Origin of the sequence: Mycobacterium sp. SA01 (genome assembly GCF_041287105.1) — a bacterium.
Classification (GTDB): domain Bacteria; phylum Actinomycetota; class Actinomycetes; order Mycobacteriales; family Mycobacteriaceae; genus Mycobacterium.
Genome location: NZ_JBGGNO010000020.1, coordinates 72,879 through 92,065, shown reverse-complemented (window position 1 = coordinate 92,065; position 19,187 = coordinate 72,879). Strand labels below are relative to the sequence as shown.

18 protein-coding genes and 1 tRNA gene are annotated in these 19,187 nt (G+C 66.1%); 9 read left to right on the top strand and 10 right to left on the bottom strand.

Annotated elements, in window-relative coordinates; all coding sequences use genetic code 11:
- Nucleotides 1-64 precede the first annotated feature (64 nt).
- On the bottom strand, nucleotides 65-466 hold the full coding sequence (locus tag AB4879_RS19595) for a hypothetical protein (protein WP_370508914.1): 402 nt from the start codon (nucleotides 464-466) through the stop codon (nucleotides 65-67).
- 221 nt (nucleotides 467-687) lie between these two features.
- Between AB4879_RS19595 and AB4879_RS19590 the strand changes: the two genes are divergently transcribed.
- Nucleotides 688-1,953 (top strand): pyridoxal phosphate-dependent aminotransferase, encoded by a 1,266-nt coding sequence (locus tag AB4879_RS19590; protein WP_102805082.1) that lies wholly within the window; start codon nucleotides 688-690, stop codon nucleotides 1,951-1,953.
- Nucleotides 1,954-1,984: 31 nt separating this feature from the next.
- Nucleotides 1,985-3,229 carry a YibE/F family protein gene (locus AB4879_RS19585; protein ID WP_370508913.1) on the top strand — a complete coding sequence of 415 codons (1,245 nt, stop codon included), beginning with the start codon at nucleotides 1,985-1,987 and terminating at the stop codon, nucleotides 3,227-3,229.
- Here AB4879_RS19585 and rfbA read toward each other — a convergent pair.
- The 7 genes from rfbA to AB4879_RS19550 all read right to left on the bottom strand — a co-directional run bounded on the left by rfbA (nucleotide 3,180) and on the right by AB4879_RS19550 (nucleotide 10,939).
- A complete protein-coding gene (gene rfbA / locus AB4879_RS19580; RefSeq protein WP_102805081.1) occupies nucleotides 3,180-4,046 on the bottom strand; it encodes a glucose-1-phosphate thymidylyltransferase RfbA in 867 nt (288 codons plus the stop codon). The genes AB4879_RS19585 and rfbA overlap by 50 nt on opposite strands.
- 5 nt (nucleotides 4,047-4,051) lie before the next feature.
- The gene (locus AB4879_RS19575; RefSeq protein ID WP_370508912.1) at nucleotides 4,052-4,426 is read right to left on the bottom strand and encodes a nuclear transport factor 2 family protein; all 375 of its coding nucleotides are present in this window, start codon (nucleotides 4,424-4,426) and stop codon (nucleotides 4,052-4,054) included.
- Between the two features lie 18 nt (nucleotides 4,427-4,444).
- Nucleotides 4,445-5,209 (bottom strand): maleylpyruvate isomerase family mycothiol-dependent enzyme, encoded by a 765-nt coding sequence (locus AB4879_RS19570; RefSeq protein WP_370508911.1) that lies wholly within the window; start codon nucleotides 5,207-5,209, stop codon nucleotides 4,445-4,447.
- Nucleotides 5,210-5,218: 9 nt separating this feature from the next.
- On the bottom strand, nucleotides 5,219-6,547 hold the full coding sequence (locus AB4879_RS19565; protein ID WP_102805078.1) for a UDP-glucose/GDP-mannose dehydrogenase family protein: 1,329 nt from the start codon (nucleotides 6,545-6,547) through the stop codon (nucleotides 5,219-5,221).
- 79 nt (nucleotides 6,548-6,626) lie between these two features.
- A complete protein-coding gene (locus tag AB4879_RS19560; RefSeq protein ID WP_370508910.1) occupies nucleotides 6,627-8,399 on the bottom strand; it encodes a hypothetical protein in 1,773 nt (590 codons plus the stop codon).
- A 156-nt stretch (nucleotides 8,400-8,555) separates the two neighbouring features.
- The gene (gene dcd / locus AB4879_RS19555; protein WP_102805076.1) at nucleotides 8,556-9,137 is read right to left on the bottom strand and encodes a dCTP deaminase; all 582 of its coding nucleotides are present in this window, start codon (nucleotides 9,135-9,137) and stop codon (nucleotides 8,556-8,558) included.
- A gap of 20 nt (nucleotides 9,138-9,157) precedes the next feature.
- Nucleotides 9,158-10,939: a glycoside hydrolase family 64 protein gene (locus AB4879_RS19550; protein ID WP_370508909.1), complete on the bottom strand. Its 1,782-nt coding sequence runs from the start codon at nucleotides 10,937-10,939 to the stop codon at nucleotides 9,158-9,160.
- 173 nt (nucleotides 10,940-11,112) lie between these two features.
- Here AB4879_RS19550 and AB4879_RS19545 point away from each other — a divergent pair.
- Nucleotides 11,113-11,183, top strand: a tRNA-Gly gene (locus AB4879_RS19545).
- A 51-nt stretch (nucleotides 11,184-11,234) separates the two neighbouring features.
- On the opposite strand, the gene AB4879_RS19540 is transcribed toward AB4879_RS19545, so the two are convergent.
- Nucleotides 11,235-12,419, bottom strand: a complete 1,185-nt coding sequence (locus AB4879_RS19540; RefSeq protein WP_370508908.1) for an IS481 family transposase — start codon at nucleotides 12,417-12,419, stop codon at nucleotides 11,235-11,237.
- Nucleotides 12,420-12,665: 246 nt separating this feature from the next.
- On the opposite strand from AB4879_RS19540, the gene AB4879_RS19535 reads away from it, so the two are divergent.
- From AB4879_RS19535 to AB4879_RS19525, 3 genes are all read left to right on the top strand, one after another.
- On the top strand, nucleotides 12,666-13,103 hold the full coding sequence (locus tag AB4879_RS19535; RefSeq protein ID WP_370508907.1) for a hypothetical protein: 438 nt from the start codon (nucleotides 12,666-12,668) through the stop codon (nucleotides 13,101-13,103).
- Nucleotides 13,104-13,219: 116 nt separating this feature from the next.
- Nucleotides 13,220-13,504: a hypothetical protein gene (locus AB4879_RS19530; protein ID WP_370508906.1), complete on the top strand. Its 285-nt coding sequence runs from the start codon at nucleotides 13,220-13,222 to the stop codon at nucleotides 13,502-13,504.
- Between the two features lie 141 nt (nucleotides 13,505-13,645).
- Nucleotides 13,646-15,007, top strand: a complete 1,362-nt coding sequence (locus AB4879_RS19525) for a wax ester/triacylglycerol synthase family O-acyltransferase (RefSeq protein WP_370508905.1) — start codon at nucleotides 13,646-13,648, stop codon at nucleotides 15,005-15,007.
- A gap of 71 nt (nucleotides 15,008-15,078) precedes the next feature.
- On the opposite strand, the gene AB4879_RS19520 is transcribed toward AB4879_RS19525, so the two are convergent.
- Nucleotides 15,079-15,591 carry a lipoprotein LpqH gene (locus AB4879_RS19520; protein ID WP_370508904.1) on the bottom strand — a complete coding sequence of 171 codons (513 nt, stop codon included), beginning with the start codon at nucleotides 15,589-15,591 and terminating at the stop codon, nucleotides 15,079-15,081.
- Nucleotides 15,592-15,773: 182 nt separating this feature from the next.
- On the opposite strand from AB4879_RS19520, the gene AB4879_RS19515 reads away from it, so the two are divergent.
- Genes AB4879_RS19515 through AB4879_RS19505 form a run of 3 tightly spaced genes read left to right on the top strand, consistent with a single transcriptional unit; the run spans nucleotide 15,774 to nucleotide 19,168 of the window.
- Complete coding sequence (locus AB4879_RS19515; RefSeq protein WP_370509527.1) at nucleotides 15,774-16,673, top strand: haloalkane dehalogenase; 900 nt, start codon at nucleotides 15,774-15,776, stop codon at nucleotides 16,671-16,673.
- Nucleotides 16,674-16,698: 25 nt separating this feature from the next.
- The gene (tgt, locus tag AB4879_RS19510) at nucleotides 16,699-17,931 is read left to right on the top strand and encodes a tRNA guanosine(34) transglycosylase Tgt (RefSeq protein WP_370508903.1); all 1,233 of its coding nucleotides are present in this window, start codon (nucleotides 16,699-16,701) and stop codon (nucleotides 17,929-17,931) included.
- A gap of 16 nt (nucleotides 17,932-17,947) precedes the next feature.
- Nucleotides 17,948-19,168: a cytochrome P450 gene (locus AB4879_RS19505; protein WP_370508902.1), complete on the top strand. Its 1,221-nt coding sequence runs from the start codon at nucleotides 17,948-17,950 to the stop codon at nucleotides 19,166-19,168.
- The last annotated feature ends 19 nt before the right edge of the window (nucleotides 19,169-19,187 follow it).

Below are 19,187 nucleotides of genomic sequence, written 5' to 3'. Positions count from 1 at the left end.
CGAGGCTGTAGTTATCGACACCGTTTCTCGAACATCTCGTCGATAACTACAGCCTCGGCGACGCTCAGCCGACCTTGATCAGCTGGAAGGGTGCCTGGGTGATCTGTCCGCCCGGGCAGTCACCGTTGGAGTCGGCTGTCACCGTGCCGGTCATCGTCGCGGCATCGACCGAGTAGGCGATGCGGACGGGCGCATAGCTGCCGTCGTCGCACACCACGCCGTCGGGCTTGGTCACCGTGAAGTTCCACCGGCCATCCGTGAAGGTCGCGACGCTGGTCCAGCCCAAGGTGCTGCTGAGATTGGCGGTACAGCCGTTGACGGCTGCAGGACAACTCGACGAGGCCGTCACCACAGCGCCGTCGTCGCCGCCGCGGACGGCGTACGTTCCATTTATCAGTGCCGGATCGGCAGACGCGGAAACAGCAAATCCCAGCGCGGTAACCGCCGCTGCGGCAGCAGCAGTCATAGAAGTGCGTGCGATCTTCACGTTCATCCCTTTGTGCCGTCGGTCGTGAAGCCCCAAGTTAGCAGCCGATTCACCCGGCAATCACTGCTGCTGTTCAGCGAAATCACAGTTGTGTCCGAGGCGTCCCACAATTGAATTCGAACCGTGACTTCTCACGTCACAGCAAAGGCACAAAACGGCACAAGGGAAACCAAGTTGCATACCAATGGGACACTTAACCGGTGAGTACGCACCAGTTACCGTGGCACGGCACCAGCCAGCACCCTCGGCAACGTACGTTCACGCAGTCCACCAAGCTGCAGGACGTTCTCTACGAGATCCGCGGGCCGATCCATGAGCACGCCAACCGGCTGGAGAACGAGGGTCATCGCATCCTCAAGCTCAACATCGGCAACCCCGCTCCGTTCGGCTTCGAGGCACCCGACGTGATCATGCGCGACATGATCGCCGCCCTGCCCGACGCCCAGGGCTACTCCGACTCCAAAGGCATCCCCAGCGCCCGCCGTGCGGTGTTCACCCGCTACGAGCTGGTCGAGGGCTTTCCCCGCTTCGACATCGACGACGTCTACCTCGGCAACGGTGTCTCCGAGCTCATCACGATGACGCTGCAGGCGCTGCTCGACAACGGCGACCAGGTGCTCATCCCCGCACCCGACTACCCGCTGTGGACTGCATCGACCGCACTCGCCGGCGGCACCCCCGTGCACTACCTCTGCGACGAGACCAACGGCTGGATGCCCGACGTCGCCGACCTGGAGTCCAAGATCACCGACCGCACCAAGGCGCTCGTGGTGATCAACCCGAACAATCCCACCGGCGCGGTGTACAGCCGCGAAGTCCTCGAGCAGATGGTCGAATTGGCACGCAAGCATCAACTGCTGCTGCTCGCCGACGAGATCTACGACAAGATCCTGTACGACGAGGCCAAGCACATCAGCCTGGCCACGCTGGCGCCGGATCTGCTGACATTGACGTTCAACGGGTTGTCCAAGGCCTACCGAGTGGCCGGCTACCGCTCCGGCTGGCTGATCATCACCGGCCCCAAGGAACACGCCAGCAGCTTCATCGAAGGCATCAGCCTGCTGGCCAACATGCGCCTGTGCCCGAATGTGCCTGCGCAGCATGCCATTCAGGTGGCACTGGGCGGTCACCAGAGCATCGACGACCTGGTCCTGCCGGGTGGCCGCCTGCTCGAGCAGCGTGACGTGGCCTGGAGCAAGCTCAACGAGATCCCCGGGGTGTCCTGCGTCAAGCCCACCGGTGCGCTGTACGCGTTCCCGCGGCTCGACCCCGAGGTTCATGACATCCATGACGACGAGCAGCTGGTGCTGGATCTGCTTTTGCAGGAGAAGATCCTGGTCACCCAGGGCACCGGCTTCAACTGGCCGGCACCCGATCATCTGCGAATCGTGACTCTGCCGTGGGCGCGCGATCTGAGTAACGCCATCGAACGGCTGGGCAACTTTCTGTCCGGCTACCGGCAGTAACTCTTCAGGTCAACGCCTCTACCCTGTCCGGGTGGCGCATTCGCATTCGCACACCGGCCCGGCGCCGCTGAGTCCTCTGGCGGCCCGCATCGTCGTGATACTGCTGGCCGTGATCGGTCTCGCGGTGGTGATCGGCGCGGCGCTGCTGTGGCCGAGCGGGTCGAAGGCGGACATCCCGCTGCCGTTCCAGAACAGCGCGGGTGGTGCGGTCACCACCGAGGGCGGTCACGTGACGTCCAGCAGCCTGGCCGACTGCGGCAGCCCGTCGGCGGGCCAGGTGCTCACCGCAGCCCCGGCACCGGGCGTCGCGGGCAGCGGCACCTGTGTGCAGACCGTGGTGACGATCGACAGCGGACCCAACCGGGGTGCGTCGACGATGTTGGAGTTCTCGCCCGGCCCGGGTCAGCCAAACCTGTTGGCAGGCGATTCGATTCGGATTTTCCGGCAGGTCGACCAGCAGGGTGCGACCAGCTATGGGTTCTACGACTACGAACGCACCTGGCCGCTGATAGCCCTGGCGGCGGTGTTCGCGATTGTGATCGTGGCGGTCGCCCGCTGGCGCGGACTTCGCGCCCTGGTCGGGATCGTCGTGGCCTTCGTGGTTCTGGTGGTCTTCCTGCTTCCGGCCTTGCGGGACGGCGCCCCCGCGGTACCGCTGGCGCTGGTGGCCTCAGCGGCGATCCTCTACGCCGTCATCTATTTGGCGCACGGCATCAGCCTGCGTACCAGCGCCGCTCTGCTCGGCACGTTGACCGCAATGTTGTTGGCCGGTGGCTTGTCCTGGGCGGCAATCGAACTCGCACACCTGACCGGGCTTTCGGAGGACCGGAACAACGAGGTCGCCGCCTACATGGGGCACGTATCCATCCAGGGCTTGCTGCTGGCCGGATTCATCATCGGCTCACTGGGCGTGCTCAACGACGTGACGATCACCCAGGCCTCGGCGGTGTTCGAGCTGGCCCACTCGGGCCACGGTTCACGCAAGCAGATCTTCCTCAGCGCCATGCGGATCGGCAGCGATCACATCGCCAGCACGGTGTACACGCTGGTGCTGGCCTATGCCGGCAGTTCCCTGCCGCTGCTGCTGTTATTCAGTGTGGCCAACCGCTCGCTGTCGGATGTGCTGACCAGTGAGAGCGTCGCGATCGAGATCGCGCGGTCGGCGGTCGGCGGTATCGCGCTGGCGTTGTCGGTGCCGCTGACCACCGCGATCGCCGCGGTGCTTGCTACCCCTGGTCCAGCAGTTTCATCAGGTAGCCGCCATAGCCCGACTTGACCAGGGCCGCAGCGCGTTTGGCCAGCTGCTCGTCGTCGATGAAACCCATCCGCCAGGCCACCTCTTCAGGGCAGGACACCTTGAGCCCTTGGCGATATTCGATGGTGCGCACGAAATCGCTTGCGTCCAAGAGCGAATCGAAGGTTCCAGTGTCCAGCCATGCGCTGCCGCGGGGCAGTACCTCGACCGTCAGCCGGCCCTGGTCCAGGTAGGTCTGGTTGACCTCGGTGATCTCCAGCTCGCCGCGCGGTGACGGCCGCAGCCCGCGCGCGATCTCGATGACGTCGTTGTCGTAGAAGTACAGCCCCGGCACGGCGTAGCTCGACTTGGGTGCGGCCGGCTTCTCCTCCAAGGACAGCGCGGTGCCGTCGGGGGCGAATTCGACGACGCCGTACGCGGTCGGGTCGGCCACCCGGTAGGCGAAGATCGCCGCCCCCTGCAGATCGCGGAAGCGGCTGAGGCTGGTGCCGACGCCGGGGCCGTAGAAGATGTTGTCGCCCAGCACAAGTGCGACGGATCCGGTGCCGATGTGTTCGGCGCCGATCAGGAACGCCTGGGCGAGCCCGTCGGGCCGGTCCTGCACGGCGTAGCTGATGGTGATGCCGAGTTGGGAGCCGTCGCCGAGCAGGCGGTGGAACGCCGGGGCGTCGTGGCCGGTGGTGATCACCAGGATGTCGCGGATGCCCGCCATCAACAGCGTGGACAGCGGGTAGTAGATCATCGGCTTGTCGTAGACGGGCAGCAGCTGCTTACTGACACCTTGAGTGATCGGATACAGCCGCGTCCCCGACCCACCGGCCAGGATGATCCCGCGCAAGTCGGTCAGACCTGCAGGTCTTCGTCGGACATCTCGGTGGCCGCCAGAGCCGCTGCCAGGTCGTCGTGGCGGAACACCGAGGTGACGTGGTCGTGCACCACCCGGAACGCCGCGGCCGTATTGCCCACCTCGGACGGGTCGGTATTCGAGGTCAGCCGCTCTTGCACGACGACGACGCCGTCGCGGTAGTAGATCTGGCCCACCTCGACTTTCGCCGCCACGCGCTGCGCCCAGTCCCTCAGCGCGGCATGGCCCTGCGCGGCGCCGTCGGCGTCACCGATCTCGATGTCGTCGCTGGACAGCGAGATCAGCGTGTCCAGGTCGGAGGTGCTCAACGCGTCGTGCCAGGCCAGCACGGTGGCGATCTCTGAAGTGCTCATTTGGCTAAAACTACCGGTCTAGAAGGGCGTGCGTGCCAGCCAGGTGTCCCAGACACCTGCGTCGCCGAAGACCTCCAGGCCTTGCTCGGCGGCGCTGCGACGGCGCACGACGGCCAGCAGCAGGTCGCGCGCCGGGCCGCGCAGCGCGACCGTGGCCTTGCCGTGGCCCTGTTCGACGGCGATGCCGTCAGGACGCCCGAGGATGGTCCACTCCCTGGCCTCCCCGAGGCCGGGGTCGGTCGCGTGCAGATGCAGCGAGTGTTCATCGGCCACCGGCCGGTCGCCGCCGGCGGGACCCTCCTCGTTCGCACGCTCCTCACACCTCTCCAGCCATTCGCTGATCGCGTCCGCCGCTACGGCGGGCTCGACCTCGAACTCGACGCCGAGCGCGATGGCGGCGTCGGCGCGATGAACCACCGCCTCGTGCAGGCGCCGCCGGATCCACCACGCGGCCGGCCGCGGGCCCAGGAATGTCCACACCGGGGTCTCGGCGCCGGTGGCGGCAACAGCGTCGATGAGTTGCTGCGGACCGGCCTGCAGCCAGGCGATCTCGTTGTCGCGGCCGGCCGGGGGCTTGCCACCGTCGACCGTGCGCGGGTCGATGAAGTCCGTCGACTGCTCGGCGACGATCTGGGCGCACCAGCGGTCGCCGCGCCCGACATGGCGCATCAACTGCTCGAGCGTCCACTCCGGGCAGGTCGGCACCGGGGTCGACAGGTCGGCGTCACGGAGAAGGTCGGCGAGCGCGGCGTTTTCGGCAATCAGGGCTGTTGTGAAGTCCACGAAGGAAACCTACGTCAACGCCGGGCGCCCCAAGGCGTAAACCTTCCATCCCGCGGTGGCCCAGCGGGCAGTGTCCAGGCAATTGCGGCCGTCGACAACAACTCTGGCCCGCACTGTCTGGGCCAGCTCGTCGGGATCGATGTCGACGAACTCCTGCCATTCGGTGAGCAGCAGTACCGCGTCGGCGCGGTCGCAGGCCTCCAGGGCGGAGGTCGAATAATTCAACGTCGGGAACAGGCGCTGGGAGTTCTCCATCGCCTTCGGGTCGTACACGTTCACGGTGGCGCCGTTGAGCTGCAACAAGCCGGCGACGTTGAGCGCCGGGGAATCCCGGACATCGTCGGATTCCGGCTTGAACGCGGCCCCGAGCACGGCGACGTTCGCGCCGAGCAGCGATCCCCCGCATGCGGTGGTGGCCAGCTCGACCATGCGGGTGCGCCTGCGCATGTTGATGCTGTCCACCTCACGCAGGAACGTCAACGCGTGGTTGGCGCCGAGCTCGCCGGCGCGGGCCATGAAGGCTCGGATGTCCTTGGGCAGGCAGCCGCCACCGAAACCCAGTCCCGCGTTGAGGAATCGCCGTCCGATCCGGGGGTCGTGGCCCAGCGCGTCGGCCAGGACGCGGACGTCGGCGCCGGCCGCCTCACACACCTCGGAGATCGCGTTGATGAACGAGATCTTGGTGGCCAGAAAGGCATTGGCGGACACCTTGACCAGCTCAGCGGTCTGCAGGTCGGTCAGCAGGAACGGCACACCGTCGGCGAGCAGGGAGGCGTACATCTCCCGCAACACCGCCTCAGCACGTCGCGAATCGGGTTGTACGCCAACGACGATCCGATCCGGGTGCAGGGTGTCCTGCACCGCGAACCCCTCACGCAGGAACTCGGGATTCCAGGCGACTTCGACGTCGACGCCGTCGGCGGCCAGCGCCTTGGCGCGACGGCTCAGCGCGGCGGCCGTCCCCACCGGAACCGTTGATTTGCCAACGATTACGGACGGGCGGGTCAGCCGCGGCACCAGGTCGTCGATGACGGCGTTGACGTGGCGCAGATCGGCGCCGTATTCGCCCTTCTTCTGCGGAGTTCCAACGCCCAGGAAGTGCACATCGGCGAAGTCGGCTGCCACGTCGTAATCGGTGGTGAACTGCAGGCGACCGGCAGAGAGGTTGTCCTGCAACATCTTTGCCAGTCCGGGCTCATAGAACGGGATGTCCCCCGAGGACAGTTTCGCGATCTTGCCGGGGTCGATGTCGATCCCGACGACGTCGTGGCCGAGCTCGGCCATTCCGGCGGCGTGAGTCGCGCCCAGATACCCGGTGCCAAAGACAGTGCAACGCATACTGCCTCTGTACGCAGCCCCGATGATGGGACCGCATCGCGACACTGAGCGCGAAGCTAACGCCCGGTGAACTCGGGTGTCAGTGACCGAAACTCGGGAACGGCCACAGCGGGCTTTGCGATCCGCGACCGCTGCGCGAGCCACCGGAATCACCCGAGCGTGAACCACCGTCGGAACCCGAACCCGAACCCGAACTAGAACCCGAGCCGCCACCGTAGCCACCCGAGCCACCCGAGCCGTAGCCACCCGAGCCACCAGCGGCTGGAGGGGGATTACTCGGCGCTTCCGTGACCGGTGCCTGCGGCTGCTGCGACGGCGGCTGCTGCTGCGTCGGCGGGGTCGACGGATACGACGGCTGCTGCGTGGGAGGCGACGACGGGTAGGTCGGCGTCTGCGGCGGCGACGAGGGATAGGAGGGGTAGTTCGGCGACGAGGGGTACGACGGGTAGTCCCGCTGCCGCGGCGGCCGCAGGAACGGCGGCAGCAGCGGTTGCGGCAGCACGATGATCGGCGGCGGCAGGATCGGAGCGGGGATCACCGGGGCGATCGGGGCCGGCGCGGGAGCCGGTGCCTCCGGAACGGGGGCGGGCGCCTCGGGAGCGGGCGCCGGGGCTGCTGGGGCCGGTGCCGGGGCTTGCGGGGCCGGGGTCACGAAGACGGTCCGGGGGGCCTGCTGCACCACCGGGATCGGCTCCTGGATGGTGTCGGGCACCGAGGGTGCCGACGGCGGGGCCGGCGGCGCGGCCTGCTCGACGGCGGGTCCGGCCGGCTGACTGTTCGGCACGATCACGGCCTCGGCAGGGCTGGGCCGCTGGTCAACAGTCGGCCGGATGCTCACGGCCAGCGAGATCACCAGCGCCACCACGCCGACCACGAAGATCGACGTCAGGGCGCTTCCGACCAGCAGGAACGGCTTGCGGCCGGAGTCGTCGGGAGCGAAGTCGAGTTCCTCGGAAACCGAGTCGTACGGCACCGAGTCGTAGCCGAGGTCGCCGTCCATCTCGTCAAGCACTTCGCTATAGCCGAGCGGGGCCATGTAGCCGGCGGCGGCCATCTGGGTGCCGGCTTCCGACATCTCGGTATTCGCGCCTGCCGCGTACACGCCGGCCGGCGGGTAGACCTTGCCTGCGGTGGTGCCATCGGGGTCCTGGGCATACCCCAGGCCGACGGTGGATGCGTCGTAGCGTGGTGCCGCCGCGGACGCCAGCGCGGCGCCGCGGGCCAACGCGAGTTCGGCTTCGTCGGGAGCGTGCACCGGCAGCACTGTGCCCTGCGCGAGCTGTGCTTTGACCGCCGCGACGTCCACGCCGGAGCCGAGGACGAACACGCCCTGCGGCGGTTCGGCGATGGCTTCCAGGCCGGCGATCATCCGCTGCAGTTCGGCGACCGCGTCCTGGGCGTGTAGGTTTTCGGTCTGCACCTTGACGATGTCGCCGGTCGCGGTGTCCACCACCGAGACGGTGGCGGTGTCGCGCTCCAGGAACATCAAGGCCGTGCGGTCGTACCCGACGGTCTGGCCGACGGCTTGCGCCAGCGAACCGGCGGCATGCAGTTCGGACACCAGGGTGACGTCGTCGATCTTGCGGGCCGCGAGGGCATCGCGCAGTCCGGCCGCCGCGGCGTGGTCGGTCCACGTGACGCCAGTCGACACCAGACGGTGTCCGCCTTCGGCGGCGCTTTCCCGGGTACCGAGAATCGCCGCGACCACTTGCTCGGCCGCGGTTGCTGCACCTTCGCCGGTCTGGATGTCGAAGGCATCGTGATCGACGGTCACGCCGTCGGCTTTCTCGCCTTCGACCAGCACCATGCGCACCGTCGTCGGCGTCATGGACACACCGAGTGCGATGTCCACTACCCCTCCAAGGTTGTTTGCTGGATCTCCCCGACCCGTTACTGCGCTCCACCGTGCTAGAGCCGCTCAACCGTAAAGTTCATCGCCGCTGGTAGCGGCGCTGTTACAGCCAAACGGATTAGCTGGTGGGCGGTGCCTGACCCTGGAGCTTCGAGGTTACGCGCCCGCCTCGGACTGAAGAAAGTTCTGATATGACCGCGACGGGGTGGGTCCGCGTTGACCCTGGTATTTGGAGCCGACGCTGGCGCTGCCGTACGGATTTTCGGCGGGACTGGTCAGGCGCAGCAGGCACAGCTGGCCGATTTTCATCCCCGGCCACAGCGTGATGGGCAGGTTCGCGACGTTCGACAGTTCCAGGGTGATGTGCCCGGAGAAGCCGGGGTCGATGAAGCCCGCGGTGGAGTGGGTCAGCAGGCCGAGCCGACCCAGCGACGACTTGCCTTCGAGCCGGCCGGCGAGGTCGTCGGGCAGAGTGCAGCACTCCAGTGTCGAGCCGAGCACGAACTCGCCGGGATGCAGGACGAACGGCTCGCCTTTGGCAGGCTCGACCAGGCTGGTCAGCTCGTCCTGCTGCTTGGCGGGGTCGATATGGGTGTAGCGCGTGTTGTTGAACACCCGGAACAGGCTGTCCAGCCGCACGTCGACGCTCGACGGTTGCACCAGGGCGTCGTCGAAAGGGTCGATGCCCAGTCGACCGTCGGCGATGGCGGCGCGGATATCACGATCGGAGAGCAGCACGCGACGAGCGTAGCGGCGGATCAGTTGATCGTGATGGTGACCGCGGTCGGCGGTGACGAATTGGTGAGGATGAGGACCGAACTCTGGCCATTCACGTCGTCGTAGGGGAAGCCGTAGTTCTTCCCGTCCAGGCCGAGCTGGTGGAAGACCTTCGCATAGGAGTTGTACTTCGTGCCGGCGGGGTAGTACGCCGCGACGTCGCCCCACTTGTCCGGCGAGGCGGCGACCCCGCGGTTGAAGGCGGCGTCGAGTTGGGCGAGGAAGGCGCCCTGCTCGTGGGTGCCGACGAAGGGGCCGTCACCGGCGAAGACCTGCGCTGTCGTCGGCTTGTCCATCACGTAGTTCCCCGAGACCCCGGCGGGATTGAGCGCAGTGACGGTGTAGGCGAACTGGTTGTTGGCGTTGACCTGGCCGGTCACGGTGTAGCTGCCCGGCGAGGTGAAGGTGAACGACTCGGTCTTGTATGTGGTCCAGAAGTCGTCGACCGGCTCGTCGAGGTACTGCGCCAGCGCACCGGGCTGCACGGACCGGGGCGAGGCGATGCGCAGCGGGTTGCCTTGGCCGTCGTTGATGACGAGCTGCTGGAATTCGGTCGGTACGGAATTCTGGTAGGTGGTGAACACCTGGTTCCGCGTGGTGGTGGTACCGCGGGTGTCGGAGAAGGAGCCCTGGGTGAGGGTGAAGCTCAGCGGCAGCCCGAACTGGTCCACCTGGGTGGTGTTGCCGCCGAAGGGCACTCCGCCGTACTGGAAGGTGAACTCGAACCAGTCGTAGACGGTGCCGTAGTTGGGGTTGGTGACGCCGACGGGGTCGGGCACGGTCCAGCCTGAATTGTCTTGGCTGATACCGATATACAGCGGCTGGGCGACCGACACGTAGATCCTGGCACCCTGCAGGTCCGGCGGCATCCGCAGGTTGGCGGCCTGGCCGAGGGTGTACGACATGTTCGCGTAGTTCACCCCGTCCTTGACCAAGTGGCCTGGCGCAGTGGCGTCTTCGTGGTTGATCGCGTGTGTCGTTCCGTTCTGGTCCACCCAGGCCCAGTGATCTTTGGAGGTCTGACCGAGGACGGTGACGTAGATCTGCCCGCTGTCGTACGACGAGTTGTTGACGAAGTCGACCGGGAATGTGCCTGCGTTGTACGGCGCGACGGACACGGTGACGGTGCCCGACGCGTTGTGACCGCTGGACCCGATCAGACCGAACGTCAGCAAGTTGACCAGGCCGGCCAGGCCGTGGATGTGCGGGCCACTCCAAAAGTCGGAGGTGGTCACCTGGAAGGTGTCGGTGTAGGGGTCGGTGCCGTTCCAGTCCGCGGGGGCGGTGTAGGCCGCCTGGGAGCCGGAGATCGTGAGAGTGCCGCCGTTGGTGCCGGGCCCATGGACCGCATAGGTCAGCCGGCGCCCGTCGGTGTCGACGCCCCCGAGCTGGAATGGGTCACTGGTCTCGCCGGGATCCAACGCTTCGGATGTGGTCTGGGACGGGAACGTCGGAGTGACGGCTTCGAACGTGCGTTGGTACCAATTACGTTGGGCTGCTTGGACGGAACGGCGTACGTCGACGGCGGACACCGGTTTGACGCGGGCAGGCGCGGTGCGGGCTTTCGATGGGGCTGAGGCGGGGCGCCGGACGGTTCGGGCGCTGGACGCCGTTGCTTTTGCCGGGGAGGGCCGTGAACTGCTCGTCGTGTCAGACTTCGAGGTCTCGGCATGACCGGTGGCGGGGTTGGCGAGCAGCGCCACCCCGATACCGGCGGCCACCGCGGATGCTCCGACCCAACCAACGTGCGCGGCGTACTTCATGAGGTTCCGTTCGACATAGCTGGAAGCGCCATGTTATTCCGATAGCGATCCGCATCGCAGCCGATTGGCGGCAATTCTGTCGACTTCCACCCGCCGCTCAGCACTTTGCTATCTCGGTCACGCGGTCTCTTGTCACACCACGGTTGTCCACAGTGCTAACCTCTGTGTCCATCGCCGATGTAGTTCAATGGCAGAACATCAGCTTCCCAAGCTGAATACGCGGGTTCGATTCCCGTCATCGGCTCTTTTGTGATGTATCAGGACATAGGAATAGCTCTGAACCCTTGTTGGGGGTTTAGGGCTTTTTCTTTGGGCGGCCGCAGGGCACGCCGCGGGGTTGATAGTCCCTGGTGGGGTCGATGGTTAGCTCGCGGATGAGTTCGCCGGTGGCGGCGTTGATGATCCGGACGTGGAGATCTTGGACGAGCATTAATACGCGGGTTCGGGCGTGGGTTCGTCCGATGCTGATGTGGTGTAGGCGGCCGGCCAGGCGAAGGGTGAGGGTGCCGTAGTCGTCGACGCGGTCGCGGCGCACGCGGTCGTGGGTGTCGGTGCGTTTGCCGGGTTGGGCCTTGGGCCGGCTGGTGTAGGCCGTGTGTGGGGTGGCCTTGTGTGGCAGGGATCGGTGTGGGCGGCGGTGGTTGTATTCGTCGATGAAGGTGTCGAGTTGGGCTTGCAGGCCGGCCAGTGTGGTGGCGCGGGGTTGGCCGGTGAGCCAGCGTTTGAGGGTTTGATGGAAGCGTTCGACCTTGCCGCAGGTGGTGGGGTGGTTGGGGGTGGAGTTGATGTGACGGATCCCCAGATGGTGGAGCTCGACTTCGAAGATGTTGCGTCCGCCTTTGCCGCCGGATAGTCGGGTGGTGAAGACCATGCCGTTGTCGGTCAGTGTCGAGGCTGGGATGCCATGGACTGCATAGGTTTTCCGGAATTCGTCGAGGACGATGGGTCCGGTGACGCGGGGGTGTGCGGTGACTGAGAGTGCGTAGCGGGAGTGGTCGTCGATCCAGCAGAGGATTTCGACGTGGGTTCGCTTGTCTAGCCACCAGTGGGTGAAGTCGGCTTGCCAGCGTTCGTTGGGAAGGTCGGCGGCAAAGCGGGTGTAGGACGCTTTGGGGCGTTTCTTGGGTGCGGGAGTGACTAGCCCGGCCGCGCGTAGATGCCGGATGATCGTGGGGGTCGACACGGTGAGGCTGTGGTGATGAGCCAGGTGCCAGGCGATCGTCTCGGGCCCGTTGTCGAGTCCTTTGCTGGTCAGCTTGTCTCGCAGCTCGATGATCAGATCGACGCTGGACTGCGCCAGCCGGGTGGGGCTGGTGTGCGGGCGCCGCGAACGTGGTTCGAATGCGGCTTCGCCGTCGCGGTGATACCGCGCGACCAGCCGGCTGATCCACCCTTGAGACACCCCGTATTCGCGAGCCACCGAAGATTGGCTACGACCCTCGATAACGACCGCGGTGATGACCAGGCGAGCCTTCGACATCCACTTAACGTCACGCCGTCAAGCTATTCCGATGTCTTGACACACCCCATTCCTATGTCCTGAAGCATCACACCTCCGCCACCGCCATAAGCCCCGGACCCCTTGCGGGTTGCGGGGCTTTTGTTCGCCGACAGTGGGTGATCTCGGTGGTAAAGGCGCGATATGTCGACGACAACCCGCACGCTCGGCGCAGGTGGTTTGCTGAATCGCCGGCAAATCCTGACATCATCAGTCAAGGTAGTAAGCATGGCGAAAGATCTGCGGGCTCGGGCGTTTGTCGGGGCGACAACCGTTTTCGTCGTCGGCTCGGTTCTCGGTGCACCGGGTGCTGCGGCTGACGATTCGGTCTGCACATCAGTGGGCCAGTACTGCGGCTTCTACTCCCCGTCGCGCAACATCAGTTGTGAGATCAACACCGGCGGCCGCGTCGGCGAAGACGGGGTCTACTGCCAGACCGACAGCCCACCCCAGTCCGTCACGCTGAACAACGACGGCACGTTCAAATCGTGTACCGGCGTGAGCTGCCTTGGCGACGCCGCGCAGGGGATCCCGATGCTCGCCTACGGAAAGACGATGGCGCTCGGACAATTCAGGTGCCTCTCCGAGGAGAGCGGGGTCAGCTGCACCGCGGCGGGCGGTCGCGGATTCACGATCTCCAGAAGTGGCATCGGCACGGCCGGCTGACACCGCACCGGCTGCGGCATGGCTGTGAATAGCGCCCGACGCGTCGCGATTCCCAGGAACCTCACCTACCCTGGCGCTTTGAGGATTCAACGTTGTATGCCAGGGGGTTTGAGATCATGACGACCGCTTCGACCAACACCCGACGATTGCTCTATGCCGCAATCGGATTGGCGATCGCGGCGGCGCCGGCTGTCGCGGTGTTCGCCATCGCCGAACCCGCGCCGCGGCTGGCGGCCCAGTGCCAGGACAGTGACACCGAGGACAGCTTCTCGATGAACTGCGCCCCGACGATGATTCCCGACACCAGCGATCAGCTCACCGAGGCCGAGGTGGCCGAGCCCGGCTTCAACGGCGGCAACCACAGCGGTGGCGGCGGTGGGGGCGGCGGCGGACACCACTGACCCCGAGCCGATTCCGTTGTGCGGATCCATCCGCAACACTCGCGGCGGCCACCGCTGGCCCGGGTGCGACGGCGCGAGGAAATCCGTGTGGCAAACCGGTGTAATGGGCACACGGGTTAGAAATCTAAGCGGAGGTCATCGATGGAGCTGATTTCACCGACCGACTCGATGTTCTTGCTCGCCGAGTCCCGAGAACATCCAATGCACGTCGGTGGCCTGCAGCTGTTCGAGCCGCCCGAGGGTATGGGCCCGGAGTTCCTGGCTGGCATCTACAACGACCTGCTCACCTACCAAGACGTGCAACCGACGTTCCGCAAGCATCCCGGTGCGTTCTTCGGCGGCATCGCGAACCTGACGTGGGCCTTCGACCGGGACATCGATCTCGAATACCACCTGCGCCGCTCGGCGCTGCCCCAGCCCGGTCGGGTCCGTGAACTTCTCGAACTGACCTCGCGGCTGCACGGCAGTTTGCTCGATCGGCACCGGCCGCTGTGGGAGACCCATCTGGTCGAGGGCCTCAACGACGGCCGGGTGGCCGTTTACACAAAGGTCCACCACTCGCTGCTCGACGGTGTCTCGGCGATGAAGCTGACTCGGCGCACCCTGTCGACAGATCCGCTCGACGACGAAATCCGGGCGCCGTGGACCATCGGGCCGCGCGCACGTAACAAGGACAAGGGCGGCGGGTCGCCGCTGGGCGGGCTGAGACGAGCGGCCGGATCACTCGCGGGGTTGGCGCCCTCAGCGGTCACCATCGCGCGAGCTGCCCTCCTCGAACAGCAGCTGACCCTTCCGTTCGAGGCGCCCAAGACGATGTTCAACGTCCCGATCGGTGGGGCTCGTCGCGTGGCCGCGCAGTCCTGGCCGGTCAAACGCATCATCGCGATCAAGGACGCCGCCGGTGTCACCGTCAACGACGTCATCCTGGCGATGTGCGCCGGCGCGCTTCGGGCCTACCTGATCGAGCAGGACGCCCTGCCCGACAAACCGCTGATCGCCATGGTTCCGGTCAATCTGCGCGACGAGCACGACCAGTCCAGCGGCGGTAACCAGGTCGGCGCCATCCTGTGCAACCTCGCCACCGACGAGAGTGATCCGGCCAAGCGCCTGGCGGCGATCAACGCGTCGATCAGTGGCAACAAAGAGGTGTTCTTGCAGCTGCCCAAGATCCAGCAGCTGGCGCTGTCGGCGTTCAACATGGCTCCGCTGGCCCTGACCCTGCTGCCGGCGCTGGCCGCCGCGGCAGCGCCCCCGTTCAACATCGTGATCTCCAACGTGCCGGGTGCCCGCGAGCCGTTGTACTGGCACGGCGCACGCCTGGACGGCAACTATCCGTTGTCGATCGCGCTCGACGGCCAAGCGCTCAACATCACGATGTCCAACAACGCCGACAACCTCGACTTCGGTCTGGTCGGCTGCCGGCGCAGCATCCCGCATCTGCAGCGGCTGCTGGCTCAGCTGGAGGACTCGCTGGCCGGGCTGGAAAAGGCGGTTGGGGTCTAGTACGGGGCTTATTTCTGAAAAATGAAGCGGCGGCGACCCCTCGGGGCGCCGCCGCTTCGTCCTGCCTGCCGCTACGGGCAGGTGACCTGAATCTCGAAGGGCTTGGTCACCGGCTGCATCGGGTTGGCCATGTCGACGCCCGTCGCGGTTCCGCTGATCGTGTAGGTGTTGCCGTCCTTGGTGGCGGTGGCATTCGCCCCGCCGGGCACGCCTGCGGTGTAACCCAGCGTCACGCCGTTGACGTTGCCCAGGCCGACCGACTGCACCGAAGAGGCATCCGCGGACAGGACGGCGGCGATGCCGGTGGTCGCTTCCCCGATCGCGATGTTGAGGTTGCCGCCGGCCGTCGCGCAGACGACCTGACCCTGGACGTTCTGCGCCTGACCGTCGATCGTCACCTTGGCGGTCCCTGCACCGGCGGTCGCGCTGGGGGATCCCGCCGCACTCGTCGTCGTAGCGGCCGCGGATGTGCTCGCCGTTGCGCTCGTCGTCGACGTTGATTTGTTGTCGTCTTTCGAACAACCTGACAATCCGGCCACCAGGACCGCGGCGCCGGCAACGGTCACCACCAATGCACGCTTCACCGATTTCTCCTTATGTAGGTGATCCATCGACGTTGACGGATCATCGAGAAAATTATGGTGCGCCGATTCCGGGTGATGGCAGGAATGGACAAAAAGCTCGTCTGCCAGTCAAGGAGCCGAAACTTTCCTCATCATCAGGGCAAATGACGGGCCGCACAGGCAAAGTCGGTATCTTCACGGTCATGCAGACATTGCGTACACCCGACGAGCGATTCGCTGAAATTCCGAATTTCCCTTATGTACCGCACTATTGCGAGCTCGACGATGACGAGGGTGGCCGTCTACGAGTGGCCTGGATCGACGAAGGCCCGGAGGGCGCCGATCCAATTCTGTTGTTGCATGGCGAACCGACGTGGTCGTTTCTGTACCGCAAGATGATCCCGGTGCTCACTGCCGCAGGGCATCGGGTCATCTGTCCGGATCTGGTCGGTTTCGGGCGTTCCGACAAACCCACCCGCCGCGAGGACCACACGTACGCCCGCCACGTCGAGTGGATGCGCGCACTCGCGTTCGACGTCCTCGATCTGCACCGAGTGACCTTGTTCGGACAGGACTGGGGTGGGCTGATCGGGCTGCGCCTGGTCGCGGAGAACGCGGACCGATTCACCCGCATCGTCGTTGCCAACACCGGTCTGCCGACAGGTGACTTCAACATGCCCGAGGTGTGGTGGCAGTTCCGCCGCGCCATCCAGGACTCGCCCAGCATCGATGTCGGCCAATTCGTCGAGTCGGGATGCCTGCGGCCGATGAGCGACGACGTTCGCCAGGCCTACAACGCCCCTTTCGCCGACGACAGCTTCACCGCCGCTGCGCGGGCAATGCCCGGACTGGTGCCCACCACCCCAGACGACCCAGCGTCGGAGGCGAACCGGCGCGCCTGGGCGACCCTGACCGCCGGTTCGACGCCGATGCTGGTGGCCTTCAGCGACGGCGACCCGATCACCGGGGCGATGGCGCCGATCTTCCAGCAGATGGCAGGAGCACAGGGCCGCGAACACCCCACGCTGCACGGGGCCGGGCACTTCATCCAAGAGGATGCGGGCGAGGAGCTGGCCGGCCACATCGTGCGGTTCCTGGAGTGAGGCGGCGCGCTGGTTAGATGTCGACGTGCCCTTCTTCACCGTCGACGCGGAGTTGCCCGGCCGGCGGGGACGCAGCGGCGTGATCCACACGCCCCACGGCGACATCCACACCCCGGCTTTCATCGCGGTCGGCACCAAGGCCACCGTGAAGGCGGTGCTCCCCGAGACGATGCGCGAGCTGGGTGCGCAAGCCGTTCTGTCCAACGCCTACCACCTCTACCTGCAGCCCGGTCCTGACATCGTCGACGAGGCGGGTGGTCTCGGCGCGTTCATGAACTGGCCGGGGCCGACGTTCACCGACAGCGGCGGGTTCCAGGTCCTGTCGCTGGGTGCCGGGTTCCGCAAGGTCCTGTCGATGGACGCCAATCGGGTACAGGCCGACGACGTGATCGCCGAGGGCAAGCAGCGGCTGGCGCATGTCGACGACGACGGCGTGACGTTCATTTCGCATCTCGACGGCTCGACGCACCGGTTCACTCCCGAGGTGTCGATGCAGATTCAGCACAAGATCGGTGCCGACATCATCTTCGCCTTCGACGAGTTGACGACGCTGGTGAATACCCGTGGCTACCAAGAGGAGTCGGTTGCACGCACCCAAGCCTGGGCGGTGCGCTGCATCGCCGAGCACCGCAGGCTGACCGCGGAACGTCCGGAGCGGCCAGCGCAGGCGCTGTTCGGGGTGGTTCAGGGCGCGCAGTACGAGGATCTGCGCCGTCAGGCGTCGCGGGACCTGGCCGGCATCGTCGATTCCGAGGGGCGTGGCTTCGACGGCTACGGCATCGGCGGAGCGCTGGAAAAGCAGAACCTGGCCACGATCGTCGGGTGGTGCGTCGACGAGCTGCCTGACGACAAGCCGCGTCACCTGCTCGGCATCAGTGAGCCCGACGACCTGTTCGCCGCTATCGCCGCGGGTGCCGACACCTTTGACTGCGTGTCGCCGTCGCGGGTGGCGCGCAACGCGGCGGTGTACTCGCCGACCGGGCGCTTCAACATCACCGGCGCACGCTACCGGCGGGACTTCACCCCGATCGACGCCGACTGCGACTGCTACACCTGTGCCAACTACACCAGGGCCTACCTGCATCACCTGTTCAAAGCCAAGGAGATCCTGTCCGCCACGCTGTGCACGATCCACAACGAGCGGTTCATCATCCGCCTGGTCGACCAGATCCGCGCCGCGATCGTGGCGGGTGAGTTCGACGAACTCCGCGAGGATGCTCTCGGCAACTACTACGGCCATTCGACGCGTGCACAATAGCGTGCACAATAGGTAGATGACTGCTGCCGCCGAGCCGCAAGAGCTGCTGGTAAAACTGCTCGACCCCGCCAACCGGGCCAACCCGTACCCCGTGTACCGGCAGATCCTCGACCGCAGCCCGATGCTGATTCCCGAGTCCACCCTGCACGTGATGTCCAGCTTCGCCGACTGCGACGAGGTGCTGCGGCACCCCGACTCGTGCAGCGACCGGCTGAAATCGACCGCCGCGCAGCGGGCCATCGACGCCGGTGAGCAGCCCCGGCCGTTCGGCACCCCCGGATTTCTGTTCCTCGACCCGCCCGATCACACCCGATTGCGCAAACTGGTCAGTAAGGCGTTCTCGCCCCGGGTGGTCAAGGCGCTGGGGCCCGACATCGCCACCATGGTCGACGATCTGCTCGACAAAGCCGCCGAGACAAGCGAATTCGACGCCATCGAGCAGCTGGCACATCCGCTGCCCGTGGCGGTGATCTGTCGGTTGCTCGGCGTGCCGATCGAGGACGAACCGCAGTTCAGCTCGGCATCAACACTTTTGGCGCAGGGACTAGATCCGTTCGCCACGTTCACCGGCGAGCCCCAGGGGCTGGAAGAACGGCTGAAGGCCGGAATGTGGCTGCGCGGCTACCTGCGCGAACTGCTGGAGCGCCGCCGCGCGGAGCCCCGCGACGACCTGATGTCGGGCCTGATCGCCGTGGAGGAATCCGGTGACCAGCTCACCGAAGAGGAGATCGTCGCGACCTGCAACCTGCTGCTGATCGCCGGGCACGAGACGACGGTCAATCTCATCGCCAATGCCATCCTGGCGATGTTGCGGCACCGCGAGCACTGGACGGCATTGAGCGCCGACCCGAGCCTGGCCCCGAACATCATCGAGGAGACACTGCGCTACGACCCACCGGTGCAACTGGCCAGCCGGGTGGCCGGCGCGGACATGCAGATCGGTGACACGCGAATCCCCAAGGGCGACATCATGATGCTGCTCCTGGCGGCGGCACATCGCGATCCGGCATCGACCGAGCGGCCCGACGACTTCGACCCGACCCGAAACCCGATCCGCCACCTGGCATTCGGGCACGGACCGCACTTCTGCCTCGGTGCGCCGCTGGCGCGCATGGAGGCCGCGGTTGCGCTGACCGCGGTGACCCGTCGTTTCCCGCAGGCGCGGCTGGCCGCTGAGCCGACCTATAAGCCGCATGTCACGCTGCGCGGCATGGCGCGCCTGGACGTCGCTGTATAGAGCCGGCCGTCCGCCGGTC

Excerpts from the sequence above, each read along its gene's own strand:
- AB4879_RS19540 (WP_370508908.1), bottom strand. The coding sequence starts at position 12,419 with ATGTCGAAGGCTCGCCTGGTCATCACCGCGGTCGTTATCGAGGGTCGT.
- AB4879_RS19530 (WP_370508906.1), top strand. The coding sequence starts at position 13,220 with ATGACGACCGCTTCGACCAACACCCGACGATTGCTCTATGCCGCAATC.
- AB4879_RS19575 (WP_370508912.1), bottom strand. The coding sequence starts at position 4,426 with ATGAGCACTTCAGAGATCGCCACCGTGCTGGCCTGGCACGACGCGTTG.
- AB4879_RS19515 (WP_370509527.1), top strand. The coding sequence starts at position 15,774 with ATGCAGACATTGCGTACACCCGACGAGCGATTCGCTGAAATTCCGAAT.
- AB4879_RS19505 (WP_370508902.1), top strand. The coding sequence starts at position 17,948 with ATGACTGCTGCCGCCGAGCCGCAAGAGCTGCTGGTAAAACTGCTCGAC.
- AB4879_RS19535 (WP_370508907.1), top strand. The coding sequence starts at position 12,666 with ATGGCGAAAGATCTGCGGGCTCGGGCGTTTGTCGGGGCGACAACCGTT.
- AB4879_RS19565 (WP_102805078.1), bottom strand. The coding sequence starts at position 6,547 with ATGCGTTGCACTGTCTTTGGCACCGGGTATCTGGGCGCGACTCACGCC.
- AB4879_RS19550 (WP_370508909.1), bottom strand. The coding sequence starts at position 10,939 with ATGAAGTACGCCGCGCACGTTGGTTGGGTCGGAGCATCCGCGGTGGCC.
- AB4879_RS19525 (WP_370508905.1), top strand. The coding sequence starts at position 13,646 with ATGGAGCTGATTTCACCGACCGACTCGATGTTCTTGCTCGCCGAGTCC.
- AB4879_RS19595 (WP_370508914.1), bottom strand. The coding sequence starts at position 466 with ATGACTGCTGCTGCCGCAGCGGCGGTTACCGCGCTGGGATTTGCTGTT.